Origin of the sequence: Microlunatus flavus, from assembly GCF_900110855.1 — a bacterium.
Classification (GTDB): Bacteria; Actinomycetota; Actinomycetes; order Propionibacteriales; family Propionibacteriaceae; genus Microlunatus; species Microlunatus flavus.
In genome coordinates this window covers 176,166-202,161 of the sequence record NZ_FOFA01000009.1, presented here as the reverse complement: position 1 = coordinate 202,161, position 25,996 = coordinate 176,166, and the positions used below count along the sequence as shown (strand labels likewise).

Sequence of the window (25,996 nt, the reverse complement as noted above, 5' to 3'; positions counted from 1 at the left end):
GGACACGTCCGGCTCGCGTCCGGTCTGCCCGGCCGCGCCGGTCCGCCGACGCCCGGTGGTCGGCGGGCGGCTCAGCCCCGGCCCTTGCGCACCGCCTTGTGCAGGTCGGCGACCAACGTGTCGCGGATGCCGACGGGCGCCAGGTGCAGGCTGCGCTCCAGCGTGCGGATGATCGAGGTCGTGTCGTAGGAGGTGTGGTCGACGCCCGAGCGGCGCATCCGCGCGGAGAGCACGAGCGCGGGGATGCGCGTCCCCGGGCCGAAGGCGTCGTACGCGCCCCGCGTCGGGCTGCCCTTCCCGGGCGGGGGCACGTGGTCCCACTGCCCGCCGAACTCGTCGTAGGTGACGACCACGAGCGTGTCGTCGGCCTCCGGGCCGGCCATGACGGCCTTCAGCAGGTCGACGAGGTGGTCGCTGCCGGTGCTGGCGCTGGCGTACCCGGGGTGCTCGTTCTCGGCGCCGTACGGCTTGACGAAGCTGACCGTGGGCAGGTTCCCGACCGCCGCGGCGGCCAGGAAGTCGCGCTCGTCCTGCAGGTGCGCCCGGCCCGGCTTCCCCTTGGCGTAGTCGGCGAAGTAGTTGAAGGGCTGGTGGTGGTACTGGAACAGCGGGCCGGGGTGGCCGGCCTCCGCGTCGTCCCAGCCGCCGGAGTACCAGGCCCACGAGACGCCCTTCGCGCTCATCCGGTCGCCGATGTTGGGGTACTTCGCGTCGTCGACGAGCGGGATCGCGGCGCCCTTGCCGTACGGGGCGCTCGCCGGCTGCACGGTGTTGACGGCGAAGTTCCCGCAGGCGTGGGCGTAGTCCTCGACGTGCGTCGGGTCCGGGCAGGCGACGGTCAGCTGGCCGTCCTTCACGTCCGGCCGTGTGGCGGCGTACTGGTCGTAGCTGGTCGGCATGCCCTGGTCGTCGAGGACGGTGGCCGCGGGCCGGGTCAGGCCGTCGGGGATGGGGCCGGTCGGGTCCGCCACCGGGGCGCGGCCCGCGACCAGCCACTGGTGGTTGAGGAAGGACCCGCCGTTCGCGCCCTGGAAGAAGCGGTCGGCGACGACGTAGTGCGGCGCCTCCTGCCCGTGCAGGTAGGTGTAGATCGGCAGCTGCGTCGTGTCGTAGGTGCCCATCGTCAGCCCGACCGCGTCGGAGCCCGTCACGTAGCGGTCCTGCCGGCCGCCGTCGATCTGGTACTTCTCCTGGTAGAAGCGGTGGACCAGGTCACGCGTGCAGCCGCCGGGGTCGCCGGTGCCCTTGAGCGTCCCCGTGCCGGACGAGACCCCCGGCTTGGGGCACGTCGTGTCGGTCGGCTCGATGAGCGCGTCGATCGAGAACGGCCGGTTCGTGAAGGCGCTCGGCTTGCTCAGGCCCGGGTCGGTGCAGGTGCCCGGCAGCGGCGGCGAGGTCAGGTTCACGTCGTTCTGCGGCAGGCAGGCGTACGGCGTCCCGTCCTGCCGCACCTGCGTGGTGTGCGCGGCGTCCGCCTTCGACAGGCCCTGGACCTTGTTCTTGCCGACTCGGCCCCAGCTGCCGTACAGGTTGTCCAAGCTGTGGTTCTCCTGGTAGATCACGACCAGGTGCCGGTAGCCCAGGACCTCCGGCGTACGGCGGTGGGTGCGGCTCTCGCGCGCCAGGGCGGCGTCACCCGGGTCGGCGACAGCGGGGGCGACAGCGGGGGCGGGTGCGGCGGGCGCCGGCGAGGCGAACCCGGCGGTGGTGCCGAGGCCGGTCACCGCGGTGGCGGCCAGCAGCGTCGAGGCGAGCACCCCGACGGCGCGACGAGTGATCATGGACGTCTCCTTCGACGGTGACCGGTCTCCTCGGTCTACCGCCGCGGGGCCCTCGCCCGCCAGGGCAGGGGGCAAAGCACTGCGAACTGCCCCGCGCCTGCCGGAACCCGCCACGGAACCGGGTCCAACGGCCCTGGCGCAGGGGCCGCGCTCACTCCTCCAGGACGGCGGCGTACGCGTCGACGGCGCGGTCCTCGATGGAGGTGGGCAGCTCGAGGTGCCAGGCGCCGGAGGGCAGCAGGCCGGCGCCGCCGTCGCGCTCGGCCACCTGGAGCTGGGTGACCACGTCCTCGCCGCGCAGGTTCGGCGGGAGGTCCGCCCAGAAGCGGTAGCCGCCGACGGCCCGCAGCGACTCGGTCCGGAACAGCACGCACCCGGCGACCCACGCGACCTTGTACGGGACCCAGCCGTGCGCGGCGAGGGCCCCGGCGGGCACGCGGTCGAGGAGGTGCTGGACGTTCGCCGCGTTGTGCAGGCGCCAGCGCTCCCAGCCCGGGTCGCCCTTGCGGACGCGTTCCGGGCGCACCCGGCCGCCCTCCCAGAGCTCGAACGCCTCGAGCTCGACCGGGCGGACGTCGTCGAGGTAGGACGCGGCGGCGTGCGCCATGCCGACGAACCCGCAGCCCAGCACGTCCATCGCCTCGACGAGCTGGCGCAGCACCCAGCGCTCCAGCAGCACGTCGTCGTCGAGCATCAGCAGGTAGGTGCGCCGGGCCCGGTCCAGCAGGTGCTGGCGCTGCTCGGTCACGCCCTGGGCCGGCCCGGTACGGTGCTCGACCTCGACCTCCCAGCCGCGCAGGCGCATCACCGCCAGCAGGCTCGCGATCTCGGGCTGCTCGGCCGCGCTCGTGCCGGGCGTCTGGTCGGCGAGCACCAGCCGGGCGCTGAGGTCCTGCGCCAGCAGCCCGGCGAGCGTCACGGCGAGTGCTTCGCGACGGTTCCGCGTGGGGATCAGCACGTCCAGGTCCCCGCGGTGGGGGACGGCGGTGCTCACGGCTGGGTAAGGATCGGGGCCGGCACGCCGCAGATCGTGGCACGCCGAGGACGTCGGATGCTGCGCGTGAACGGTGCGCGCGGACAGGGGGAGCAGGTGCGGGTGGCCGTGGTCTGCGGGACGTACGCCCCCGAGCGCGACGGCGTCGCCGACTACGTCCGCCGGCTCGCCGGGGAGCTCCGGGGAGGTCCGGACCCGGTCGACGTCGTGGTCGCGGCACGTTCCGAGGACGGGCGCGCCCCCGAGGGCGCCGTCGCCCTCGCGCCCGGCTGGTCGCCGCGCCACCTGCCGCAGGCGGCGCGCGCGCTCGACGCGCTGGGCGCCGACCTGGTCCACGTGCAGTGGGCCCCCTCGGCGTACGGCTGGTCGGGCGCGGTGGGCTGGCTGCCCGCCCTGCTGCGCACCCCGGTGGTCACGACGCTGCACGAGTACGGCTGGTGGGCCTGGCCCGCCTGGGTCCCGCAGCGGGCCTGGCCGCTCGTCGAGGGCGGCGGGGCGTACGACCGCGAGACCGGGCTGCTCGGCCCCCGGAGCCGGGGGCTCGTGACGACCAACGCCGGGCACGCCGCGGTCGTCGGCGCACGCCTGGGCCGGTGGCCGACGACGATCCCCATCGGCCCGAACGTCGCCTCGCCGGGTCCCGACGCCGCCGGGGCGCGGGCTCGCGTACGGGCCCGGCTCGGCCTGGCCGACGGGGTGGCGCTGCTGGTGTTCTTCGGGTTCGTCCACCCGGTCAAGGGCTTCCGCGAGCTGGTCGACGCCGCGGCCCTGCTCCGCGACGAGGGCGTGGACGTGCACGTGGTCGGCGCGGGCGGGTTCGCGTCGCTGGCGCTGCCGGGCGACGAGGCGCGCTCGTTCCGGGCCGAGGTCGAGCAGCGGATCGCCGACCGCGGCGTCGGCGACCGGGTCACGCTCACCGGCTGGGTCGACGAGGCCGAGGTGTCGGAGCTGCTGTCGGCCGCCGACGCCGTCGTGCTGCCGTTCACGGTCGGGGTGACGACCAAGAGCGGCTCGCTGCTGGCCGCCCTGGACCACGGGGCGCCGGTCCTGGCGACCGTCGCCGACGAGCGGGACGCCGACCTCGTCGACGGGGCGACGGTGCTCGACGTCGCCGCGCGGCGCGACCCGGCGGCGATCGCCGCGGCCGTCCGGCGGCTGCTGGCCGACCCGGACCTGGCCGCCCGCGTCGCGGCCGGCGGGCGTCGGCTCGCCGCCGGGCGGGGGTGGGACGCGATCGCCGACGCCCACGTCGCCCTCTACCGGTCGGTGCTCGGCCGGTGACCGCCCGGCCCGACGGCCTCCGACGCATCCTCGTCGTCGAGCTCCTCGGCGGGTTCGGCGACGTGCTGCTGGTGCTGCCCGCCGTGCACGCGCTGGCCCGCAGCCATCCGCAGGCGGAGGTCGACGTGCTGACCTTCACGCCGGGCGACGTGCTGCTGGCCCACGACCCGCTCGTCACGCGCGTGCTGCCCACGAGCGACCACACCGACGGGGTGCCGCGCACCGTCGTCGAGGCCGCCCTCGACGAGGCCGAGCGGGACGCTCGCCCGTACGACCTGGTCGTGACCACGACGACGTACGACGGCATCGGCGAGCTCTGCGCGTCCCGGGCCCCGCGCGCGGTGACGAACCTGTGGCGCCGCCCGCCCGTCGGCGAGCTGATCGACCGCCGGTTCGTCCGGCTGCTCGTCGAGGACGGCGTCGTGGACCCCCGGTTCGCCGACGAGCCGCTCGCCGTGACCCTCACCGACGCCGAGCTGCTCGCCGCCCGCGAGCGTCTGCAGAACTTCTGCACGGTTGACCACCTCACAGGTGGTCAACCCTGCAGAAGTTCTCCGGTGGTCCTGGTGCCCGGCTCCGGGATGCGGGTGAAGGAGTGGCCGGCCGAGCGGTGGGTCGACCTGGCGACCCGCGCGGCCGCGGCGGGCCACCCGGTGCTCACCGCCGGCGCGGCCGGCAGCAGCCCGGTGGAGGGCACCGCCCTGCTCCCGCCGGGCGGCCTGCGCGACCTCGCCGCCAACCTCGCCGTCGTCGGTGAGCTCGGCGGCGTCGTGGTCGGGGGCGACACGGGACCGGTCCGGCTGGCGACGGCGGTGGGGGCGCGGGCGGTGGCGCTCTTCGGGCCGACGGTGGCCGGTCGCTACGGGCTCGACCCTCGGCTCGGTACCTCCCTGCAGGGCCTGCCCGGCTGCGAGGTGCGCCGGCCCCTGGCGATCACCGAGCAGGAGTGCTGGTGGTCGGCCCGCTGCCCGCTGACCGGGGGAGACCCGGCCTGCCTCGCCGACCTGTCCGTCGACCGGGTCGCCGCCGCCGTCCTCGGCTGAGCCGGGCACCGGCCCGACGCCCGACGTTCACCCCCTGCGCCCCGAACCGCCGGAGGCGGACCCCTAGCGTGGGGCCATGACGCAGCTGGCGAGCATGGGTGGCGACACCGCCGCCGACAACGAGGGCGGCACCGGGGGACCGACGGTCGCGCCGATGCCGTACGAGCTCGGCACGCCGGAGGGTGTGCTGGAGCAGGAGGAGCTGCGGCTCGTCGACGCCTGGTGGCGTGCCGCGAACTACCTCGCGGTCGGCCAGATCTACCTGATGGCCAACCCGCTGCTGCGCGAACCGTTGCAGGCCGAGCACGTCAAGCCGCGCCTGCTCGGGCACTTCGGCACCGTGCCCGGGCTCAACCTCGCCTACGTGCACGCCAACCGGGCGATCCGGGCGCGCGACCTCGACGCCGTGTTCGTGGCCGGTCCCGGCCACGGCGGACCCGGCCCGAACGCCTGCTCGTGGCTGGAGGGCACCTACTCCGAGCTCTACAGCCACATCACCCAGGACGAGCGGGGGATGGAGGCGTTCTTCCACCAGTTCTCCTTCCCCGGCGGCGTGCCCAGCCACTGCGCGCCCGAGACCCCCGGCTCCTTCCACGAGGGCGGCGAGCTCGGCTACTCCCTGCTCCACGCCTTCGGGGCGGCGCTCGACAACCCCGACCTCACCGTCTTCTGCGTGGTGGGCGACGGCGAGGCCGAGACCGGCCCGCTGGCCGGCAGCTGGCACGCGGCCAAGTTCATCGACCCGGTCCGCGACGGCGCCGTGCTGCCGATCCTGGCGCTGAACGAGTACAAGATCGCCAACCCGACGCTGCTCGCCCGCATCCCCGAGCCGGAGCTGCTCGAGCTGCTGCGCGGCTACGGCTACGACCCGCACGTCGTCGCCGGCGACGACCCGGGAACCGTCCACCAGGCGTACGCGCAGACGCTCGAGACCTGCCTGGACGCCATCGCCGAGATCCAGCGCCGGGCGCGCACCGCGGACGGCGAGCCCGGGCCGGACGCCACCGGACCCCCGGTGGCCCATGATCATCATGCGGACCCCGAAGGGCTGGACCTGCCCGCCGCAGGTCGACGGCCAGCAGGTCGAGGGAACCTTCCGCGCCCACCAGGTGCCGCTGCCCGCGGCCCGCACCGACGGCACCCACCGCGCCGTGCTCGAGCAGTGGATGCGCAGCTACCGCCCCGAGGAGCTGTTCGACGAGTCCGGTCGTCCGGTCCCCGAGCTGCTCGACCTGCCGCCCACCGGCACCCGGCGGATGAGCGACAACCCCGTCGCCAACGGCGGCTCGCTGCTGCGCGACCTCGACCTGCCCGACTGGCGCGCGTACGGCGTCGACGTCCCCAACCCCGGCACGACGAGCCACGAGGCGACGAAGGTCCTGGGCACCTGGCTGCGCGACGTCACCCGGCGCAACCCGTCGACCTACCTGACCATGGCGCCCGACGAGCTGGCCAGCAACCGCCTGCAGGACATCCTCGACGTGACCGGGCGCAAGTGGCAGGTCGAGGAGGGGCGCTTCGACGAGCGGCTCGACCGGCAGGGCCGGGTCGTCGAGGTGCTCAGCGAGCACATCTGCGAGGGCCTGCTCGAGGGCTACCTGCTGAGCGGGCGGCACGGCGCGTTCACCTGCTACGAGGCGTTCATCCACATCGTCGACTCGATGTTCAACCAGCACGCGAAGTGGCTGCAGGCCAGCGCGCAGGTCGCGTGGCGCCGACCGCTCGCGAGCCTCAACTACCTGCTCAGCTCCCACGTGTGGCGACAAGACCACAACGGGTTCACCCACCAGGACCCGGGCTTCCTCGACGTGGTGCTCAACAAGGACCCGTCGATCGTGCGGATCTACCTGCCGCCGGACGCGAACACGCTGCTGTCGACCTTCGACCACTGCCTGCGCTCGCGCCACTACGTGAACGTGGTCGTCGCGGGCAAGCAGCCGCAGTTCGACTACCTGTCGGTCGAGGACGCGGCGCTGCACTGCGCCCGCGGCGCCGGGATCTGGGACTGGGCCTCGAACCGCGACGACACCGGCACGTTGCCCGACGTCGTCCTCGCCGCGGCCGGGGAGATCCCGACGCTCGAGGTGCTGGCCGCCGCCGCGATCCTGCGCGAGCGCCTGCCCGACCTGCGCGTCCGGGTGGTCAACGTCGTCGACCTGATGCGGCTGCTGCCGGAGGACGAGCACCCGCACGGGCTGTCGGACCGCGACTTCGACACGCTCTTCACCGCGACGCAGCCGGTGATCTTCGCCTTCCACGGCTACCCGTGGCTGGTGCACCGGCTCACCTACCGCCGCGCCAACCACTCCGGGATCCACGTGCGCGGCTACAAGGAGCGCGGCACGACCACCACCCCGTTCGACATGGTCATGCTCAACGACCTCGACCGCTTCCATCTGGTCATGGACGTGATCGACCGGGTGCCGGCGCTGGGCGCGAGCTGCGCGGGCCTGCGCCAGGAGATGGCCGACGCCCGCCTGCGGGCCCGCACCTACACCCGCGAGCACGGCCTCGACGACCCGGAGGTCTCGAGCTGGACCTGGCCGGGCTGACCCGGGGTGCCGAGGCGGCTGCTTGGTCGGCCCAAGGATCGCTGAGGGCAGGGCAAAAGTTCCCCGCAGGGGGGCAGGCGTCATCCGGTTCGCCCCCGGGATGACCCGTGATCATGGTCGACTGCTCGCGCCCAACCGTACGAGCACCCCCGAGGACGACCCATGAGCGACACCTCCGCCACCGACCGCCAGCCGCAGACCGGCACCGGCCCCGGCTTCGTCTCGCCGCCGCAGCCGGCTGGTCCGGTCGAGCACGGCGGGCAGCCCGGTCCCCAGGCCCAGCCCGAGCTGCCGCCCCAGGGGCAGGCCGTCGAGCAGGAGCACCGCTGGACGCCCGAGGGCCTCGTGACCGAGACGGTTCCGGTGCTGCCGCCGGAGCGCGTGGGCAAGGGCGCGCTGCTGTCGCTGCTCGCCATCCCCGTCGGCGTGCTGCTGGCCGCCGGCATCTGGAAGCTCGGCTTCGTCGCCTCGATCTCGGGCCTCGTGCTCGCCGCGGGCGCGGCGGTGCTCTACGTGCGCGGCTCCGGCGGCCGGATCAAGAAGGGCATCCCGGTCGTCGCGCTCGTGGTCCTGCTCGGCATCGTCGCCAGCTTCTTCGCCGTCGTGGCCGTCGACCTCTACAGCGTGTTCCCGCAGCTCGACCCGAGCATCTCCGAGACCTACGCCGGCCGCGGGAGCTTCGTCGCCGAGAACCTGTTCTACGGCCCCGTGCTGCGCGAGTACGTGAGCACCGGCGTGATGCTCGCGCTGTTCGCGGCCCTCGGCGCCTTCGGCACGATCCTGCGCCTGGTCCGCGCGAACGCCGCCCTGCAGCGCTGACCGCGAGCCCAGCCGTCCCGCCGGGGCACCGGGTGCCCCGGCGGGCGGGTCAGCGGGCGGCCAGGTAGGTCCGCACGTAGTGCAGGTAGTTCTGCCCGACGACCTCGAGGAACGCCGCCTCGTCGCCGTCGTCCAGGTAGCGCTGGAGCGGCTCCTTCCAGATGGAGCGTCCGATGGCGAAGCCGACGAAGCCGTCGACCGGCGCCGCGACCTGCAGCCAGTGGTCCAGCGTCTCCTGCGGGGCGTCGCGCCCGAGCACGATGCAGTCGGCGTCGCGCCCGTCGCGCTTGGCCGCCGCCACGATCTCGCGCGCCGCGTCGGCCGTCTCCAGGCCCTCGATCTTCCACAGCGTCGGCTCGACGCCGGCGTCCTGCACGGCGTGGATGACCTGCGCCCCGAGCCCGGGCCGCAGGTCACGGTCGTACGCCGTGCTGTCGCCGCCGACCGACGCGAGCTGGGCGTCCGAGGCCGGCACGAGCAGCTCGAAGAGGAACGGGCGGTCGGACGCACGGAGCTGGTCCGACAGCGCCTTGAGCCGGTCGAGCTGGCCGCGCGTGCCCGCCTGGTCGTCGTCGGGGTTCATGCGGACGAGCACCTTGACGTAGTCGGGGTCCCAGCGCTCCACGTGGGCGGCGGTGTCGTCGCCGTACTCGAGGTCGAAGAGCTTCTGGCCGCTCTTCTCGACCGGGTACGCGAGCACCCGGCCGTCGGCCTTGGCCCGCTGGAGCACCTCCGGGCCGTACTCCTCGTCGGTCAGCACCCCGATCTGCACGTCCCCGACCTGGTCGGCGACGGCGGCGACGCCGCGGTAGACCAGCGTCTTGGCCGCGCGCATCTGCTCGACCTGGTCGGGCGTCGCCTCCTGCTCCTCGGTGCCGAAGAGCTTGGCGAAGGAGTCGCGCTGGTCCATCGCGAGGATGAGCAGCGGGCGGGCGGACGTGGGGCGCTCCATGGGTCCCATCGTGCTCCCGGCCCCGAGCCGCCAGGGGGCGGGGCACGATGGGGGCACCGCGGCCCCCGGGGCCGCACCCACCGAGGAGGAGCACGCATGAAGGCCGTGGTCGAGGGGACCGTCGTCGCGGAGGCCCCGCAGGAGGACCTGCTGAAGATCGAGGGCAACTGGTACTTCCCGCCCGCGAGCGTGAAGGCCGAGCTGCTCGAGCCGAGCCCGACGCCGTACACCTGCCCGTGGAAGGGCGCCTGCCAGTACTTCACGGTCGTGGTCGACGGGCAGCGCCTCGAGGACCGGGCCTGGAGCTACCCCTCGCTGCGCGACGGCGCCGCGGAACGGGTCGGCAAGGACTTCACGAACTACGTCGCCTTCTGGAAGGAGGTCCGGGTCGTCGACTGACCGGGACACGCGTGTGCACGCTCCCTGAGCTTGTCGAAGGGCCACGCAGTGGTCGGCGTGCGCTTGCTGCACCGGTCGCGGGTGCAACGAGGACTCGTCGCGCCTGAACCCGCCGGCCGAGCTCGACGCCGACCTCTCCGAGGCCCTTCGACGAGCTCAGGGAGCGTCCTCGGCCCGGACGCCGACCTCTCCGAGGCCCTTCGACGAGCTCAGGGAGCGTCCTCGCGGTGGTCGAGGCCTCAGGAGCGGTCGCGGCCGGCCTAGGTGACCAGGCGCTCGCCGAGGCGTGCGTCGCCCGAGGTGCCGGGCTGGTCGAGGTACGCGTCGTGCTCGTCGTGCGCCTGCTTGAGGAGCCGGGTCAGCTTCTCCTCCTCGCGGATCCGGGTGCGGTACTTCTCGGGCAGCCCGAGGATCGTCTGCTCCTCGTCGAGGAGCTTGTCGTAGATCTTCTGGCGCAGCCCGGGGTCGGACTCGAAGTTCGTGTCGAGGTACTGCGTCGCGTGGCGACGGGCCCCGGACACCGCGTTCTGGGCGCGTCCCTTCGGGCTGACGAGGGAGGCGACGACGGTGATCACGAGGACGCCGATGATCACCGACAGCGACAGCGGCGTGCTGATCTCCGGCACCTTGACATGCTCGCCGTCGTTGATGAACGGCACGTTGTTCTCGTGCAGCGCGTGGAGGATGAGCTTGACCCCGATGAAGGCCAGGATCGCCGCGAGGCCGTAGGACAGGTAGATCAGCCGGTCGAGCAGGCCGTCGATCAGGAAGTAGAGCTGGCGCAGGCCGAGCAGCGAGAACGCCGTCGCCGTGAAGACGATGAAGACGTTCTGGGTGAGGCCGAAGATCGCCGGGATCGAGTCGAGGGCGAAGAGGATGTCGGTGCCGCCGATGGCCGCCATCACGAGCAGCATCGGGGTCATCACCCGCTTGCCGTCCTCGACCGTGAACAGCTTGTCGCCGTCGTAGCGGTCGGAGGTGTGGAACAGCCGGCGGGCGACCCTGATCATGATGTTGTCGGCCTCGTGGCTGTCCTCGCCCTCGGACTTGATCAGGTTGCCGGCGGTCACCAGCAGGATCAGGCCGAAGAGGTAGAAGATCCAGGCGAAGCTGTTGATCAGCGCGGCGCCGAGGAAGATGAAGCCGGTCCGCGCGATGAGCGAGAAGACGATGCCGAACAGCAGCACCTTCTGCTGGTCGGCGCGCGGCACCTTGAAGCTCGTCATGATGATCAGGAAGACGAACAGGTTGTCGACCGACAGCGCCTTCTCGGTGATGTAGCCCGCGAAGTACTCACCGCCCGCCTCGGACCCGCCCAGCACGAGCACGCCGACGCCGAACAGGATCGCGATCCCGACGTAGACCGCCGACCAGCGGGCTGCCTCGCCGAGCGACGGGGTGTGCGCCTTGCGCACGTGGAAGATGAAGTCGAAGAGCAGGAGGCCGACCACGAAGACGATCGTGAGGGTCCAGGCCAGGGGTGTGACGTCCATTCGAGGCGCTTTCGTCGGGAACGGGCGAGACCTCAAGGGTAGTGGGTTCTGGGAGACCCCCGCCCGTCCACGGCGACCGCCGGGCGTATGGTCGGGCCTCATCCATATCCAGACTTTCCAGTCTGGGCACGGAAGTCCTGACGACGACGTCGAGGAGGCACGGGTGTGAGCGGCGTCGTCGTGGGCTACGTGCCCAGCGCCGAGGGTCGGGCGGCCCTCGCCACCGGGATCGCCGAGGCGCGGCTGCGGGGCTGCCGGCTCGTGGTGGTCAACACCAGCCAGGGGGACGCACTCGTCGACGACAGCTCCCTCGCGGGTGACGCCCTGGACGCGCTGCGCGCCGAGCTCGAGGGCCTCGACGTCCAGGCGGAGCTCCGCCAGCCGCGGACGTGGGACGACGTCGCGGAGGACCTGGACGCCGTCGCCGACGAGGTCGACGCCGACCTGATCGTCATCGGGCTGCGGCGGCGCTCCGCCGTCGGCAAGCTGATCCTCGGCAGCGCAGCCAGCCGCATCCTGCTGACCGCGCACCACGCGGTGCTGGCGGTCAAGGCGTGAGCGCGTCCGCCGGCGCGGCACCGGCGGACACCTTCCTCACGCTCGCCCGGCTGACCTACGTCGACGACTCGCCGGAGCGCCGGAGCGACGCCCTCGCGCTGCTCGCCGAGCAGCCCGACCTGGCCCGGCGCGACGTCTTCGCCGCCGCGGCGCTCGGTGACCGGGACGCCGTCGGCGAGCACCTCGACCGTGACCCCGCCGTCGCCTCGGCCGCGGGCGACGACGGCTGGACCCCCCTGATGTGCCTCACGTACGCGCGGGTGCCGCAGCGCGACGCGTACGGCACCGCCCGGCTGCTGCTCGACGCGGGCGCCGACCCCGACGCCGGCGTGCTGCTCGGCGGCGACGTGCCGCCCTTCACCGCGCTGACCGGCTGCTTCGGGGAGGGCGAGCAGGGGCCGGGCCGGCAGCCGCGGCACCCCCAGGGCGAGGCCCTGGCCACCCTGCTCCTCGAGCGGGGCGCGGACCCCTCGGACGGCCAGGCGCTCTACAACCGCATGTTCGGCCGCGACGACAGCCACCTGCGGCTGCTGCTGGCCCACGGCCTGGGTCGCGGTGACGGCGGGACGTGGCGCCGGCGGCTGGGGGAGCGGCAGGACCCGCCCGGGCGCATGGTCGCCCTCCAGGTCGACTGGGCGCGCGACCACGGGTTCACCGACCGGTTGACGCTGCTGGCCGCGTACGGCTTCGGCGAGGGCACGCCCCTCGACCACCCGTCGCCGTGGCACGAGCGCGTGGCCCTGCCCGCCGTCTTCGCCGCGGCCACGCCGGCCGGGGTCCGAGGGGTCGCGGCGGAGGGCGCTCCTCTCGACGTGAAGCACCACGGGCGGACCCTGCTCCACCACGCCGCCTGGATCGACGACGTCGAGCTGGTCGAGGTGCTGCTCGAGCTCGGTGCCGACCCCGGGGTGCTCGACGACGAGCACCGGGCCACGCCGCTGGGCTGGGCCGCCTGGGCGTACGCGCACCGGACCGCCGCGCTGCTGCGCCCGGTCACGCCGGAGCCGCTGGCCTAGGGTCGTCGCGTGGGCGCCGTGCTGCTGTTCGCGCTGGTGCCGGTGGTGGCGGCCGCGCTGTCCGGCGCGGTGGCGGCGCTCCGGCCGCCGGGCGAGCGGCTGACCAGCGGGCTGCAGCACTTCGCGGCCGGCGTCGTCTTCGCCGCCGCGGCGATCGAGCTGCTGCCGGGCGTGCTCGAGCGCTCGCCGCTCGTGGCCGTCGTCGGGTTCACGGCGGGCATCGCCGTGATGTTCGGCTTCCGTGCGGTCGGCGCGCGGCTGGAGGAGCGCCGCGAGGCGTCCGGGCACACCGGCCTGCCGATCGGGCTGGCCGTCGCCATCGGCGTCGACTTCTTCATCGACGGGCTGATCCTCGGCGCAGGGTTCGCCGCCGAGCAGCGGGTCGGCGTCCTGCTCACCGTCGCGCTCGCCGTCGAGTACCTCTTCGTCGGGCTGTCGCTCTCGGCGACCCTGGCGGGATCGGTGTCGCGGCGGTTCGTGGCGCTCGCGCCCGTCGTGCTCGCGCTGCTCACGGTGGTCGGCACCGGGCTCGGCGTCGTGCTGCTGGCCGGGGCGGGCCCCGCGGTGCTGGCCGGCGTGCTCGCCTTCGGCGCCGTCGCCTTCATGTACCTCGCCACCGAGGAGCTGCTCGTGGAGGCGCACGCCCGCGGCGAGACGAGCATCGGCAGCGTCGGCTTCTTCGTCGGCTTCCTGATCTACCTGGTGCTGTCGGAGCTCATCGCCTGAGCGCGGCCCCGCGCGCCCCAGGGTCGAGCGCTGCGGCGTCCGTCCGGGTGTTTGCGCAGGTCAGGGAGTAATTCGGTCCTCGACACACCGAGGGGCCGGTGCAGACCAGCAGCGTCGGTGGTCTACGTTTCCTGTGGAAGTCCCGCCCAGCGAAGGAGCAGTCGTGAACAGAGGCCTCATCGGAACGATCATCGGCATCCTGGTGATCATCATCCTCGTGATCGTGATCCTGCAGCTCACCTAGGCAGCACCCGCACGACGCGTCCGGCGGCGTGCGGCAGGCCGGGCGGTCCGGCAGCCTGACGGGCTCTGACGGGCCCGCCTGCGACGGACCTCGGTCCCCCAGCCTGCCGCCCGCCCCGCTCGCGCCCCTACTGGTCCTGCTGGTCCTGCTGGTCCAGCACGATCTGCACCACCCGGGTGAGCTCGGGCGTCAGGTCCTGCTCGGGGACCGTCAGCTCGAAGGAACGGCAGGCGACCGTGTAGGTGAACCGGTCGGGCTGCGGCTCGGACCTCCCCAGGTCGCTCACGCTGATCTGGTCGAGCAGGCGTCGCAGCTCGCTGCCGAAGGGGTCGGCGCCCAGGCTCATCCGGCCCGACCGCGTGACCCCAGCGAACCCTCCCGAACGCCGCACGGCGACGACGTCGTCCTCGTCCGGGACGAGGTCGCCCCCGGCGCCCGCTCCGGTGCCGGGAGCGGCGGGGGAGTCCTCCGCGCCTCCACGGGTGCCCAGCCCCGAGACGTCCGGCGCCGCGGGACCCGTCGTCGTGGCGTCCGAGGGCGTCGCGGCGGGAGACCCCTCCGTGGGAGCCGGGGCGGGGGAGGACGGGGAGCCGGCCGGTGCGCCGTCGCCGGTGGTGGCGTCACGCGAGGAGCCGGTCAGGAGCCCCACCTGCTGCCACGCCTGCCGCACCTGGTCGGCCACCGAGGGGTCGTCGCCGAAGAGCCGGGCGGCGGCGTCCACGGTCGCCTGGGCGAACCCGGCGAAGTCGGTCCCGGCCGTGACCGACCCGTCGGTGAGGGCGGCGTACCAGACCTGGCCCGGCCGCTCCCAGCTGTTGCCCCCGACGCCGCGGGCGGCCAGCGCGAAGGCGCGGTTGGGGATGCCGGAGTTGATGTGCACGCCGCCGTTGTCCTCGGTCGTGTCGACGTAGGCGTCCATGCTCCCGACCTGCGGGTCGCGGCCCAGCCGGGGGTCGTCGTACGCCGTGCCGGGCTCGAGCATCGAGCGGAGCGCCGTCGCCTTGACGTCGGGCAGGAACAGGCCCTGGCCGATCAGCCAGTCGGCCTGCTGCGCGTCCTGGCCCAGCGCCCGCTGCTTGGCCATCGAGGCGAAGACGTCGCTGACGCTCTCGTTCAGCGCGCCCGACTGGCCCTGGTAGGTCAGCCCGGCGCTGAACTGGGTGACGCCGTGGGTGAACTCGTGCACCGTGACGTCGAGGGGCTTGGTGAAGCGGTCGAACAGCTCGCCGTCGCCGTCGCCGAACACCAGCTGGTCGCCGTCCCAGAAGGCGTTGTCGTAGTCCTGCCCGTAGTGCACCGTCACCGTGAGGGGGGTCCCGCGCCCGTCGACCGAGCGGCGGTCGAACACCTCGGCGAAGAGGTCCCACGCGACGCCGGAGTGGTCGTGCGCCTCGTCCACGGCCGCGTCACCGGTGGCCGGGTCGTCCTCGTCGCGGACCCGGCGGCCGGGGAGGTCCTCGGCGCCGCCCGCGTCGTAGACCACGCGGTTGCCGCCGCCGGCCGGCGCGAGGGGTGGTGTGGCCGCCGTCGCCGCCTCGCGGCGGCCCCTCAGCCGCTCGTCGACGGCGAGGGTGCTGCGGCCGCCGGCGACCAGGCGGCGCTCGGTCGAGGCCTCCGCCACCCGCTGCAGCAGGTAGGGCGGGAGGAAGGTGCAACGTCCCGCTCGCGGGGACTCCGAGGAACCAGGTGCGGTGCGCGTCATGGGACTAATGTGACAGCCACGGCTGACAGTCCCGGATGGAGCCTGGCTCGAGCCGGTACGGGCCTGATCGGCTCCGGCGGGACCCGTCCCGGTCGCTCTGCGACCCTCGGCGACGGGTGCTCCCGGAGAGGCGCGCACGGCCGGTGGTCCTTGACCTCGGGTCGAAGCGGGTGAAGTCTGTCACAGGAAGTCGTGGGACGCGCGTCAGGGCGTGACCCACCGTGCTGCGCCCAGCACGCTCGTCGAAGCCGGCCACCGCCCCGTGGCCCGCGGCCGACGGGCCGGGCGGGCAGCAGGAGAGGGAGTCGCTCCAGGGTCGAAGCGGTCGACGGACGCGCAGCGGCGAGCTGCGTCGCGTTGGGTCTAGCGCACCTAACGCGATTTTGCCATGTCCGGATGTGGAAATGTCCTCATCCTGACACCGCTACGGCGTGACGAGGGGTCCTGAATCGCATAACGTTCACATCGACCCCCCAAGACGGTCTCGGAAGCAAAAAAGTCTCGCTCTCGAGGTCGAAATCGAAAGGACTTACCATGTTCTCCTCCCTCAACGTCCGCAAGGCCGTCCGCGTCGCCGCCACCTCGACCGTCGCCGGCGCGACGCTCGCCCTCGTCTTCCTCGGAGGTTCGGCGGACGCCGCGACCGTGACCGGCGCCATCTTCGCGGGCCGCGGCTACTGATCCGACGCACCCAGGCTCTGCGCCGGCCCGGCAGGGTCCGACGCAGCCAGCAGCTCCAGCACGGTGCTGAAGGGCACCTCCCCTCGGGGAGGTGCCCTTCGTTCGTCTGCGGGGGTAGCTCGGGCTCGTGCGGCGGGCCGGCCGGTCTGGACGACCAGGCGGGTCGAGGACGCGCGGCGGCACGGTGCGGTGGGTCCGGGTGGCGGGGTGAGCGGGTGGCCGGGGAGGTTCAGGCCGTCGTACGCATCGAGTCGGCCCTGACCAGCGCCGCCCCGAGCTGCAGGCGCGTCGTGACCCCGAGCTCGTCCATCAGCTCGGCGATCCAGCGCCGCACCGAGCGCACGTTGATGCCCAGCTGGTTGGCGATCGCGTCGTCGGTCGAGCCGCTCATCATCAGCGAGATCAGCATCTGCCGGCGCGGGTCGCCGTTGAGGTAGGTGCCGGCGGTGATGGGGATGGCGGTGTCCCAGACGGCGTTGAAGAGCCACACCAGCGACTCCACGATCAGCGGGTGCCGCACGAAGCTGGCCCGGCGCTCGTGCCCGGGCATGTAGGACGGCATCGAGGGGATCCAGGCGATCTTGGCGTCGAAGAGGATGAGCTTCATCGGGACCGGGGCGGTGCGGGACTTCTCACCGACCTGGGCGAACATCGCCATCTCCTTGAGCCGCTCCGGGTCGAAGCCGGGGTGGTAGACGCTGCGCTGCGACACCCCGCGCTCGAGCGCCCGCCACTCCGGGGAGACCTCGCGCAGCTCGTCGGGGGAGTGCGCTGCCGGCCCACCGACGTAGGGCGGCTTGTCGAACAGGCAGATCTCGGTGGTCGTCTCCTCGCAGAGCCGGGCGTACTCCGCCCACGACGTCTGCCCCACGAACACCTGGACGTCGTCCTCGGTGCTGTGCGACGCGGCGAGCAGCTGGTTGTGGAGGGTGTCGGCCGCGATGGCCGCGGCCTCGATCTCGGCCATCCGCCGCGCCTTCAGGCCCTTGACGACGTCGGCGAGGGGCAGCGCCTTCCAGCGGCCCTGCCCGAGCGCGACCGCCAGGCCGAGGTCGGCGAGCGAGTCCAGGTGGGTGCCCACCGCGCCGGGCGCGGTCTGCGTCCGGTGCGCGAGGTCGTCGAGCGAGGCGCTGTCGAGGGAAGCGAGCACGACGTAGAGCGCTTCCGCGTCAGCCGGGATGCCCAGCGGCTCCAGCACAGTTCTGACCTCCGGCGTCGGCGACCAGGGTCTGGGGGAGGGATCTCCGGACCGACGCGTACGGCTACGCTCACGACGGCGCGTGGCGGAGCCTGCGCCTCGACTATGTCATAAAACGGACAGGAGTGCGGTCATGACCCAGAAGGCCGAGATCGGTGTCACGGGACTCGCGGTCATGGGGCGCAACCTCGCCCGCAACTTCGCCCGCCACGGGCACAGCGTGGCCATCCACAACCGGACCTTCGCCAAGACGCAGGCGCTGCTCGACGAGGCCGGCCACGAGGGCACCTTCGTCGCCTCCGAGACCATGGCCGACTTCGTCGCCTCGCTCGAGCGCCCGCGCAAGGTGATCATCATGGTCAAGGCCGGGCCCGGCACGGACGCCGTCATCGACGAGCTCGTGCCGCTGCTCGAGGAGGGCGACATCATCGTCGACGCGGGGAACGCGCACTTCCCCGACACCGTCCGCCGCGAGAAGCAGCTGGCCGAGCACGGCCTGCACTTCGTCGGCAGCGGCGTCTCCGGAGGCGAGGAGGGCGCGCTCAACGGGCCGTCGATCATGCCGGGCGGCTCGCGGAAGTCGTACGAGTCCCTCGGCCCGCTGCTCGAGGACATCTCGGCCAAGGTCGACGGCGTCCCGTGCTGCACCTACATCGGGCCCGACGGCGCCGGCCACTTCGTCAAGATGGTGCACAACGGCATCGAGTACGCCGACATGCAGCTCATCGCCGAGGCCTACGACCTGATCCGCCGGGGCACCGGCAAGTCCCCGTCCGAGATCGCCGCGATCTTCCGCGAGTGGAACTCCGGTGAGCTCGAGTCCTTCCTCATCGAGATCACCGCCGAGGTGCTCGCCCAGGACGACGCGCGGACCGGCAAGGCGCTCGTCGACGTCATCCTCGACCAGGCCGAGCAGAAGGGCACCGGCCGCTGGACGGTGCAGAACGCGCTCGACCTCGGCGTCCCCATCACCGGCATCGCCGAGGCGACCTTCGCCCGCGCCCTCTCCGGAGGCGTCGCCCAGCGCGAGGCCGCCCGCGCGGTCCTGCCGGCCGGCACGGTCGAGTGGCAGGTCAAGGACCCCGACGCCTTCGTCGAGGACGTCCGCCGCGCGCTCTACGCCTCCAAGGTCGTCGCCTACTCGCAGGGCTTCGACCAGATCGCTGCGGCCAGCAAGGAGTACGGCTGGGGCATCGACCGCGGGGCGATGGCCCGCATCTGGCGTGGCGGCTGCATCATCAGGGCGCGCTTCCTCAACCGGATCACCGAGGCCTACGAGCGCGACGAGCAGCTCCCGCTGCTGATCGCCGACGACTTCTTCGTCGACGTGATCACCCAGTGCCTCGAGCCCTGGCGCCGCGTGGTCGCGGGAGCCGCCCAGAACGGCATCCCGACGCCGGCCTTCTCCTCCTCGCTGGCCTACTACGACGGCGTGCGGGCCGACCGCCTGCCGGCGGCCCTCATCCAGGGGCTCCGCGACCTCTTCGGCGCACACACCTACCGCCGCGTCGACGCGGACGGCACGTTCCACACCGAGTGGGGCGGCGACCGCTCCGAGACCGCCGTCGACGGCGGCTTCACCGAGGACAAGAGCGCGCACACCGACGAGAAGAAGGTCGACCAGCCGATCTCGTGAGGTCGCGGAGCATGCGTGACCTCCCCGGGGCCCGCCGCGCCGCCAGCGCGCGGGCCCTGGCCGCCGAGGCGGTCCGCCGCGGCCGCAACGCCGTGGCCGTGCGGGGCTTCGCCGGGCGGGCGGCGGCGAACGGTCCGGTGCCGGACGGCGGCGTCGCCGTCTTCTTCTGCACCGGGCCGGAGAACCTGTTCCAGCTGGAGCAGTGGCGCCTCCCGCTGGAGCACCTCGCCCGCACCCGGCCGACCTTCGTCGTCGTCGACCGTCCCGACACCGGCGAGGCGGTGCTGGCCCGGAGCACGCTCCCCGTCGCCTTCGCGCCCGGCAGCGGGGCGCTCGAACGGCTGGTCGTCGAGCACGACGTGCGCGTGGTCCTCTACGTCAACCAGGTCGAGCGGAACTTCCGCATGCTGCGCTTCGCGGAGCCGGTGCACGTCCAGCTCGGGCACGGCGAGAGCGACAAGGCCTACAGCGTCTCCAACCAGCACAAGGCGTACGACCTCACGTTCGTCGGCGGCCGCGCGGGCCGCGACCGGCTGGGGGCGGCGCTGCGGGGCTTCGACGCCGAGCAGCGCACGGTCGGCGTGGGCCGCCCGCAGCTCGACCACGCCTACCCGGGCGCTCCGGACTGGCCGCGCGAGAGCGGGCTGCGGGTCTGGTACGCCCCCACGTGGGAGGGCGACCGCCCGAGCGTGGCGTACGGGTCGCTGGTCAGCCACGGCGTCGCGGTCGTCGAGGCGCTGGTCGCGGACCCCGACGTCCGCGTCGTCTACCGCCCGCACCCGCGCACGGGGTTCTCCTCGCCGGCCCACGCCGCCGCCGACCGGGCGGTCCGCGACGTGCTCGCCCGCAGCGACCCGCGCGGGACCCGTCACCTGGTCGACACCGGCCCGTACGGCTGGCAGTGGGCCTTCGCCGACGCGTGCGTCACCGACCTCTCCTCGGTCGCCTACGACTGGCTGGCGACCGGCAAGCCGCTCGTCGTCACCGAGCCGACCGCGACCGCCGCCTACCGGCCGGCGTCACGGCTCCTCGACGAGCTGCCGCTGCTCCCGGCGTCCGCAGCCGGCACGGTGCTGGACGTGCTGCGGGCCCGCGGTCTCGGGGGCGACGCAGGGGCGGACGGCCTGCTGGCCGACCTCGCCGCGTACTACTTCGGCGACACCGCCGACGGCGCCAGCACGCGACGGTTCGAGTCGGCGGTCGAGCAGGCCGTATCTTCTGTCTCCGCTCTGCTCCGACGCTCGTGACGCTCTGATCCGCCGCCTTCCTCCCTCCCGCTGACGCCGCGCGTCTGCGTGGACGGCCCGGTCGGGCTGCTGGTGGCGTCAGCGTCCGGTCGTCCAGGCGGCGGCGCGCCACTCGGCGCGGATCACTCGCGACACGGAGTCGACACTCGTCGGTGATCTCGGGGCGCACGCGGCGACGCGGTCCGCAGGAGGCGGAGAGCTCTCCCGGGGGCGGCTCAGAGGCCGCGGAGGAAGTCCACGTCGTCGTCGGGGGCCTTGGGCCGCTTCGACGGGCCCACCTCGCCGCGCGACTGGGCGGTCGGGCGGCCGAAGAACAGCCAGCCGAGCGCACCGGCGAGCGGGAGGCAGATGACGGCGACGGCCCACAGCCAGCGGGGTGCGCGACGCACCGCGTACGGCGGGGCCTGGGCGACCTCGACCACGCAGTAGATCGTGAGCAGCGCCACGATCACCAGCGGGAGGAACCGTCCCATGGGCCAAGAGTACGCACGCGCCCCCAACCCGGGACAAGAGTCGCGGGGCCGGTCCCGCGCGGCTCGGCAGCGCCTCCGCCCCGCCGTCCTAGGCTGGTCCGATGCTCACCGAGCGCCCGGCGCGGCCGACCATCGCGCAGCTGCGCGAGGTGACCCAGCCGCCGAGCGTGCGGACGCGGGCCGGGGCCGAGCACTGGGTGGCCCACCTCTACCTGCGCGACCTGTCGCCGTACCTCACCCGGGTCCTGCTGCGGGCCGGCTTCTCGGCCGACGCGGTCACCTGGCTCATGATCCTCTGCGCCGTGCTGTCCGCGGTGTCCACCGGCTGGCCCACCCTCGCCGGCGCGGTCGGGGTCGTCGTCCTCGCCCAGCTGCAGCAGCTGCTCGACTGCTGCGACGGCGAGGTCGCCCGCTGGCGCCAGACCTCGTCGCCGCGCGGCGTCTACCTCGACCGGGTCGGCCACTACACGGCCGAGTGCGGCATCGCCGTCGCGCTCGGGGTGCGGGCCAACGGCGGGCTCGCCCTCAGCAGCGTCTGGATCAGCGCGGGCCTGGCCCTCGGGCTGCTGGTCTGCCTCAACAAGGTCGAGAACGACCTCGTCCACGTGTCGCGGCACTACGCGGGGCTGACGCAGATGGCCGACGTCGAGAGCGTCCGGGTGCCGCAGCGGGGCCTGCTGCGCACCGCGAGGCGGGCGGCGCGGCTGGTGCCGTTCCACCGCATCTTCCACTCGATCGAGATGTCGCTGCTGGTCCTCGCCGCGGCGGTGGTCGACCTCTTCGTGGGCGGGTACGCCACCCGCGTGCTGCTGCTCGCCATGCTCGCCTCCGCCGTCGTCACCGTGGTCGGCCACCTGGCCGCCGTGCTCGGGTCGGCGAGGCTCCGGTGAGCGGCTCCACCGCGGCCGGCGGCCCGGTGACGCCGACGCGATTCGCGGTCGTCGTGCTCACGATGGGCAACCGGCCGGACGACCTGCGCGCCGGCGTCGAGTCGCTGCTCGGCCAGCGCGACGTCGAGCTCGACGTGGTCGTGGTCGGCAACGGCTGGCAGCCCGTGGGGCTGCCCGACGGGGTGCGGACGCTCGGCCTGCCGACGAACCGCGGCATCCCCGCCGGCCGCAACGCGGGCGTCCCGGAGGTCGAGGGCGACCTGCTGTTCTTCCTCGACGACGACGCGGTGCTGCCGCGCGACGACGTGCTCGCGCGGATGGCCGCGCAGTTCGCCGCGGACCCGTCGCTCGGGCTTGTCCAGCCGCGTGTCGTCGACCCCGAGGGGCGCGAGGCCCCGCGGCGCTGGACCCCGCGCGTCCGCGTCGGCGACCCCGCGCGCAGCAGCCCGGCGATGAACGTCTGGGAGGGCGCCGTCGCCATGCGCCGCAGCGCCTTCGACTACGCCGGCGGCTGGCCGGAACCCTTCTGGTACGCCCACGAGGGCATCGAGCTCGCCTGGCGCGTGTGGGACGCCGGGTTCCACGTGCGCTACGACGGCAGCATCGAGGTCCACCACCCGGCGATCCAGCCCACGCGGCACGCGGAGTTCTACCGCTACCAGGCCCGCAACCGCGTCTGGCTCGCCCGCCGCAACCTGCCGCTGCCGGTCGGCGTGGCCTACGTCGCGGCCTGGGCGGCGGTCGGCGGCAGCCGGCTGCGGTCGTCGGAGGCGGTGCGCGAGACCCTGCGCGGCTACCGCATCGGTCTGCGCGAGGACGGCGGCGAGCGGCGGCCGATGTCGTGGCGCACGGTCTGGCGCATGACCCGCGCGGGGCACCCGCCGGTTCTCTGACGGAGCGTTCTCGGCCCCCCGGCGAGCTCGGGAGCGTCCTCGGCTACGGGCCACCGCGCCAGTGGTCGACGCGGCGGTGGTCGGGCCGGAAGCCGTTCTCGACGCCCCACAGCACCGCCTGCGTACGGCTCTCGACGCCGATCTTGCGGTAGGCGGAGCGGATGTAGGACTTCACCGTGTTGATGCTGAGGTAGGTCAGGCCGGCGACCTCCTCGTTCGTGTGGCCCTGGGTGATCAGCGCGAGGACCTCGGCCTCGCGGTCGCTCAGCCCCTTGCTGCGCCCCGGCCAGTCCGAGCCGCTGGCGGGCCGGGCCCGCGGGGGCGGTTCGCTGAACACGACGTCGCCGGCGTGCACCGCCTCGAGCGCCGAGACGAGGTCGGCGGCGGGCAGCGACTTCGACAGGTAGCCGTGCACGCCCTGGCGGCGGGCGCGCTCGACGAGGTCGGGGTGGAAGTTCCAGGTGTAGACGACGACGCGACGGGCCCGCGGGTTCTCGACCAGCACGCGCACCTCGTCGCGGTCGGACTCGGGCTGGCCGAAGGAGTCGTAGAGCACGACGTCGACCCGGTCGTGCACGGGCTTGTTCGTGTCGATCTCGGCGATGACCACGCGCTCGGGGAACTGCCCCAGGATGTTGGCCACCCCGAGGACGACGACGTCGTAGTCGTTGACGAGCGCGACCGTGATGGGGCGCGTCAGCGTGGTCGTCATGCTCAGACCGTACACCCCTGAGGATGTACCAGCCAGGTTCCCGCGATGGTCTGATCGAAGACGCGGGACCGGAAGATCTCCGGTGCCGAGCCGCTCGCAACGGCAGATCTCGAGGAGGACATCGTGGAGATCATCGGCGTCATCGTGGCCGGCATCATCATCGGCCTGCTGGGCAAGTTCGTGGCCCCCGGGAACCGGGACAACATCCCGCTCTGGCTGACCATCCTGTGCGGCATCGGCGGTGTGATCATCGGCTGGTACGTCTACACCGCCTTCGGCGGCAACGGCAGCCCGGGCATCGACTGGACGCGGTGGATCATCGCGATCCTCGTCGCCGCGGTGCTGGTCGTCATCGCCTCGGCGCTGACCGGCCGGTCGCGGACCAGGACGACCGTCTGAGGCAGGCCTCCCCGGGCTCTCGCCGAACGGTCCGTGGGGGGTCGTGAGGCAGGGGCCGGGCGCGGCCGTGGACCGCGCCGGGAGGACCTCGCCGAGGACGGTACGAGCGCGCGGCTCCCACCTCCGGGTGGGAGCCGTCGCTGCTCCCGACCACCTGCGCACCGGGGCGCGACGGGCGCGTGCCCGCCCACCCGTACGGCACCGGCCCGGTCCGGATGGGTGCGGGCCGTCGCGCTCCGACGTGGCACGATCGCGCGGTGACGATCACGGCGGCGGCGGACGGTTCGGCCCTGGGCAACCCGGGACCGGCGGGCTGGGCCTGGTACGTCGACGAGGACCACTGGGCGAGCGGGGGCTGGCCCCGCGGCACCAACAACATGGGCGAGCTCAAGGCCGTGCTCGACCTGCTCCACCAGACCGCGCACCTCGACGACGACCTGCTCGTCTACTGCGACAGCCTCTACGTGATCAACACCGTCACGCAGTGGATGAAGGGCTGGAAGCGCAAGGGCTGGCGCAAGAAGGACGGCAAGCCGGTCCTCAACGTCGAGCTCGTCAAGGGCCTGGACCAGGCCCTCGTCGACCGCGCGAACACGGACGTGCGCTTCGAGTGGGTCAAGGGCCACGCCGGCCACCCGCTCAACGAGGCCGCCGACCGGCTGGCGGTGGCTGCGTCCACCGCGTTCCGGGAGCACCGCGAGCCCGACGCAGGGCCCGGCTTCCCGGGCGCGACCCCGGTCCCCGAGCCCGAGGTGGAGGCGGTCCCCGCCGACGACGACCTGTTCTCGGTGTCCTCGGGCGGCACGGCCCCGGCCGTCCCCTCCGCCCCGACCCGCGACGTGCGCGCGGACGACCTCCCCGCCGCCGGGACCGAGCTCGACGACGTCGTCGACCTCGAGCGCGCGCTGCTCAGCGACCGCGTGCGCTCCGACCGTTCCGCCGTCGACGCGCTGCTCGACCCCGCCTGGAGCGAGGTCGGCGCGTCCGGGCGGCTCTGGTCGCGCGACGAGGTGCTGTCCACGATCACCCCGCTCGACGACGCCGAGCTCGAGGTGCTCTCGGTCGAGACCCTCGCGCCCGACGTGGTGCTGCTGGTGTGGCGCAGCCGGGTGAGCGGGCGCGCCGCGCTGCGCAGCTCGGTGTGGGTGCGTTCCGGCGGGCGGTGGCGGCAGCGGTTCCACCAGGGCACGCTCGAGGGCGGTGGCCGTGCGCGGTGACCCGGGCGCGGCGCACGACCGCCGCTGGCTCGACTGGGCCCTGTCCCAGGTCGAGGCCGACAGCAACCGCAGCGCGGACACGCACCTGCACGTCTTCCCGCTGCCGCCGGAGTGGGGGGTCTCCCTCTACGTCAAGGACGAGTCGGTGCACCCGACCGGCAGCCTCAAGCACCGCCTGGCCCGCTCGCTCGTGCTCTACGGGCTGTGCAACGGCTGGATCGAGGAGGGCACGACGCTGGTCGAGGCGTCGTCGGGGTCGACCGCGGTCAGCGAGGCGTACTTCGCCCGGCTGCTCGGGCTGCCCTTCGTCGCGGTGATGCCGGCGACGACGGTGCGCGAGAAGTGCGAGCTCATCGAGTTCTACGGCGGGCGCTGCCACCTGGTCGACGACCCGGGGACGATCTACGCCGAGGCCGAGCGGCTGGCGGCGGAGAGCGGCGGGCACTACCTCGACCAGTTCACCTACGCCGAGCGCGCGACCGACTGGCGAGGCAACAACAACATCGCCGAGTCGATGTTCGCGCAGCTCGGCCGCGAGCCGCACCCCGTGCCCGCCTGGGTGGTCGTCGGGGCGGGCACCGGCGGGACCAGCGCCACCATCGGGCGCTACCTGCGGCTGAACCAGCTGCCGGCGTCGCTGTGCGTGGTCGACCCCGAGGGGTCGGCGTTCGAACGTTCCTGGCGCACCGGGCGGACCGACGTGACCGCGCGCGGCTCGCGCATCGAGGGGATCGGACGGCCTCGGGTCGAGCCGAGCTTCGTGCCGGAGGTCGTCGACCGGATGATCCCCGTTCCCGACGCCGCCTCGGTCGCCGCCATGCGGTGGGGCACCCGCCACCTCGGCCGGATGGTCGGCGGCTCCACCGGCACCAACCTGTGGGGCGCCTGCCAGCTCGTCGCCGAGCTCGTGGCGGCGGGCCGTACGGGCAGCGTCGTCACCCTGCTCTGCGACGACGGCCACCGCTACGCGCACAGCTACTACGACGACGCGTGGGTGGGGTCACGGGGCTGGGACCTCGACCCGCCGACCCGGACGCTCGAGCACTTCATGGCGACGGGTGCGTGGGTCGAGGGCGCCTGACGTCAGCCC

24 protein-coding genes and 1 pseudogene are annotated in these 25,996 nt (G+C 73.5%); 17 read left to right on the top strand and 8 right to left on the bottom strand.

What is annotated here, in order from left to right:
• Positions 1-71 precede the first annotated feature (71 nt).
• Together BMY04_RS18840 and BMY04_RS23570 are read right to left on the bottom strand one after the other, a co-directional pair.
• Entirely contained in the window at positions 72-1,781 is a 1,710-nt protein-coding gene (locus BMY04_RS18840) for an alkaline phosphatase family protein (RefSeq protein WP_091184960.1), read from the bottom strand.
• Between the two features lie 151 nt (positions 1,782-1,932).
• Positions 1,933-2,775: a glycosyltransferase gene (locus BMY04_RS23570; protein WP_091184956.1), complete on the bottom strand. Its 843-nt coding sequence runs from the start codon at positions 2,773-2,775 to the stop codon at positions 1,933-1,935.
• A 57-nt stretch (positions 2,776-2,832) separates the two neighbouring features.
• Here BMY04_RS23570 and BMY04_RS18830 point away from each other — a divergent pair, with 57 nt between their 5' ends.
• The 5 genes and pseudogenes from BMY04_RS18830 to BMY04_RS18815 all read left to right on the top strand — a co-directional run bounded on the left by BMY04_RS18830 (position 2,833) and on the right by BMY04_RS18815 (position 8,470).
• The gene (locus tag BMY04_RS18830; protein WP_091184953.1) at positions 2,833-4,056 is read left to right on the top strand and encodes a glycosyltransferase; all 1,224 of its coding nucleotides are present in this window, start codon (positions 2,833-2,835) and stop codon (positions 4,054-4,056) included.
• Positions 4,053-5,099 (top strand): glycosyltransferase family 9 protein, encoded by a 1,047-nt coding sequence (locus tag BMY04_RS18825; RefSeq protein ID WP_198410264.1) that lies wholly within the window; start codon positions 4,053-4,055, stop codon positions 5,097-5,099. Before BMY04_RS18830 ends, BMY04_RS18825 begins: the two co-directional genes overlap by 4 nt.
• A 76-nt stretch (positions 5,100-5,175) precedes the next feature.
• Positions 5,176-6,027 (top strand): annotated as a pseudogene (locus BMY04_RS23430) (phosphoketolase family protein); the annotation flags it as partial.
• Between the two features lie 103 nt (positions 6,028-6,130).
• Positions 6,131-7,651: a phosphoketolase family protein gene (locus tag BMY04_RS23425; RefSeq protein WP_269766235.1), complete on the top strand. Its 1,521-nt coding sequence runs from the start codon at positions 6,131-6,133 to the stop codon at positions 7,649-7,651.
• Positions 7,652-7,813: 162 nt separating this feature from the next.
• The gene (locus BMY04_RS18815; RefSeq protein WP_091184944.1) at positions 7,814-8,470 is read left to right on the top strand and encodes a hypothetical protein; all 657 of its coding nucleotides are present in this window, start codon (positions 7,814-7,816) and stop codon (positions 8,468-8,470) included.
• Between the two features lie 49 nt (positions 8,471-8,519).
• Here BMY04_RS18815 and BMY04_RS18810 read toward each other — a convergent pair whose 3' ends face one another.
• Entirely contained in the window at positions 8,520-9,422 is a 903-nt protein-coding gene (locus BMY04_RS18810; RefSeq protein ID WP_170854219.1) for a 2-deoxy-5-keto-D-gluconate 6-phosphate aldolase domain-containing protein, read from the bottom strand.
• Positions 9,423-9,518: 96 nt separating this feature from the next.
• Here BMY04_RS18810 and BMY04_RS18805 point away from each other — a divergent pair, with 96 nt between their 5' ends.
• Positions 9,519-9,821: a DUF427 domain-containing protein gene (locus BMY04_RS18805; protein ID WP_091184937.1), complete on the top strand. Its 303-nt coding sequence runs from the start codon at positions 9,519-9,521 to the stop codon at positions 9,819-9,821.
• 260 nt (positions 9,822-10,081) lie between these two features.
• Here the strand turns inward: BMY04_RS18805 and BMY04_RS18800 are convergent, their stop codons facing one another.
• Complete coding sequence (locus BMY04_RS18800) at positions 10,082-11,314, bottom strand: TerC/Alx family metal homeostasis membrane protein (RefSeq protein WP_091184933.1); 1,233 nt, start codon at positions 11,312-11,314, stop codon at positions 10,082-10,084.
• 165 nt (positions 11,315-11,479) lie between these two features.
• Here BMY04_RS18800 and BMY04_RS18795 point away from each other — a divergent pair, with 165 nt between their 5' ends.
• The 3 genes from BMY04_RS18795 to BMY04_RS18785 are packed head-to-tail and all read left to right on the top strand — an operon-like array spanning position 11,480 to position 13,614.
• Positions 11,480-11,872 carry a universal stress protein gene (locus BMY04_RS18795; protein ID WP_091184930.1) on the top strand — a complete coding sequence of 131 codons (393 nt, stop codon included), beginning with the start codon at positions 11,480-11,482 and terminating at the stop codon, positions 11,870-11,872.
• Positions 11,869-12,888 (top strand): ankyrin repeat domain-containing protein, encoded by a 1,020-nt coding sequence (locus BMY04_RS18790; protein ID WP_091184927.1) that lies wholly within the window; start codon positions 11,869-11,871, stop codon positions 12,886-12,888. The genes BMY04_RS18795 and BMY04_RS18790 overlap by 4 nt, the downstream gene beginning before the upstream one ends.
• 9 nt (positions 12,889-12,897) lie before the next feature.
• Positions 12,898-13,614, top strand: a complete 717-nt coding sequence (locus BMY04_RS18785) for a ZIP family metal transporter (protein WP_091184924.1) — start codon at positions 12,898-12,900, stop codon at positions 13,612-13,614.
• Between the two features lie 371 nt (positions 13,615-13,985).
• Here the strand turns inward: BMY04_RS18785 and BMY04_RS18780 are convergent, their stop codons facing one another.
• Positions 13,986-15,560, bottom strand: coding sequence for a protealysin inhibitor emfourin (locus BMY04_RS18780; RefSeq protein WP_139209988.1), 1,575 nt, complete (start codon positions 15,558-15,560; stop codon positions 13,986-13,988).
• 534 nt (positions 15,561-16,094) lie between these two features.
• On the opposite strand from BMY04_RS18780, the gene BMY04_RS22915 reads away from it, so the two are divergent.
• Positions 16,095-16,241 (top strand): hypothetical protein, encoded by a 147-nt coding sequence (locus tag BMY04_RS22915; RefSeq protein WP_170854218.1) that lies wholly within the window; start codon positions 16,095-16,097, stop codon positions 16,239-16,241.
• Positions 16,242-16,470: 229 nt separating this feature from the next.
• Here the strand turns inward: BMY04_RS22915 and BMY04_RS18775 are convergent, their stop codons facing one another.
• A complete protein-coding gene (locus BMY04_RS18775) occupies positions 16,471-17,439 on the bottom strand; it encodes a helix-turn-helix domain-containing protein (protein ID WP_091184920.1) in 969 nt (322 codons plus the stop codon).
• A 133-nt stretch (positions 17,440-17,572) separates the two neighbouring features.
• Here BMY04_RS18775 and gndA point away from each other — a divergent pair, with 133 nt between their 5' ends.
• Both gndA and BMY04_RS18765 read left to right on the top strand, forming a co-directional pair.
• A complete protein-coding gene (gene gndA / locus BMY04_RS18770) occupies positions 17,573-19,075 on the top strand; it encodes an NADP-dependent phosphogluconate dehydrogenase (protein ID WP_091184918.1) in 1,503 nt (500 codons plus the stop codon).
• An 11-nt stretch (positions 19,076-19,086) separates the two neighbouring features.
• Positions 19,087-20,322 carry a CDP-glycerol glycerophosphotransferase family protein gene (locus tag BMY04_RS18765; protein ID WP_091184914.1) on the top strand — a complete coding sequence of 412 codons (1,236 nt, stop codon included), beginning with the start codon at positions 19,087-19,089 and terminating at the stop codon, positions 20,320-20,322.
• A 215-nt stretch (positions 20,323-20,537) separates the two neighbouring features.
• Here BMY04_RS18765 and BMY04_RS18760 read toward each other — a convergent pair whose 3' ends face one another.
• Positions 20,538-20,795 (bottom strand): PLD nuclease N-terminal domain-containing protein, encoded by a 258-nt coding sequence (locus BMY04_RS18760; protein WP_091184910.1) that lies wholly within the window; start codon positions 20,793-20,795, stop codon positions 20,538-20,540.
• Between the two features lie 101 nt (positions 20,796-20,896).
• Between BMY04_RS18760 and BMY04_RS18755 the strand changes: the two genes are divergently transcribed.
• Complete coding sequence (locus BMY04_RS18755) at positions 20,897-21,685, top strand: CDP-alcohol phosphatidyltransferase family protein (RefSeq protein WP_091184906.1); 789 nt, start codon at positions 20,897-20,899, stop codon at positions 21,683-21,685.
• Entirely contained in the window at positions 21,682-22,578 is an 897-nt protein-coding gene (locus BMY04_RS18750) for a glycosyltransferase family 2 protein (RefSeq protein WP_232506499.1), read from the top strand. Before BMY04_RS18755 ends, BMY04_RS18750 begins: the two co-directional genes overlap by 4 nt.
• Before the next feature lie 43 nt (positions 22,579-22,621).
• Here BMY04_RS18750 and BMY04_RS18745 read toward each other — a convergent pair whose 3' ends face one another.
• Positions 22,622-23,290 (bottom strand): response regulator transcription factor, encoded by a 669-nt coding sequence (locus BMY04_RS18745; protein WP_091185158.1) that lies wholly within the window; start codon positions 23,288-23,290, stop codon positions 22,622-22,624.
• 123 nt (positions 23,291-23,413) lie between these two features.
• Between BMY04_RS18745 and BMY04_RS18740 the strand changes: the two genes are divergently transcribed.
• The 3 genes from BMY04_RS18740 to cds1 all read left to right on the top strand — a co-directional run bounded on the left by BMY04_RS18740 (position 23,414) and on the right by cds1 (position 25,987).
• Positions 23,414-23,689, top strand: coding sequence for a GlsB/YeaQ/YmgE family stress response membrane protein (locus BMY04_RS18740; protein WP_091184901.1), 276 nt, complete (start codon positions 23,414-23,416; stop codon positions 23,687-23,689).
• A 257-nt stretch (positions 23,690-23,946) separates the two neighbouring features.
• A complete protein-coding gene (locus tag BMY04_RS18735; RefSeq protein ID WP_091184898.1) occupies positions 23,947-24,906 on the top strand; it encodes an RNase H family protein in 960 nt (319 codons plus the stop codon).
• The gene (gene cds1 / locus BMY04_RS18730) at positions 24,890-25,987 is read left to right on the top strand and encodes an L-cysteine desulfhydrase Cds1 (protein ID WP_408630469.1); all 1,098 of its coding nucleotides are present in this window, start codon (positions 24,890-24,892) and stop codon (positions 25,985-25,987) included. Before BMY04_RS18735 ends, cds1 begins: the two co-directional genes overlap by 17 nt.
• Positions 25,988-25,996: the final 9 nt, after the last annotated feature.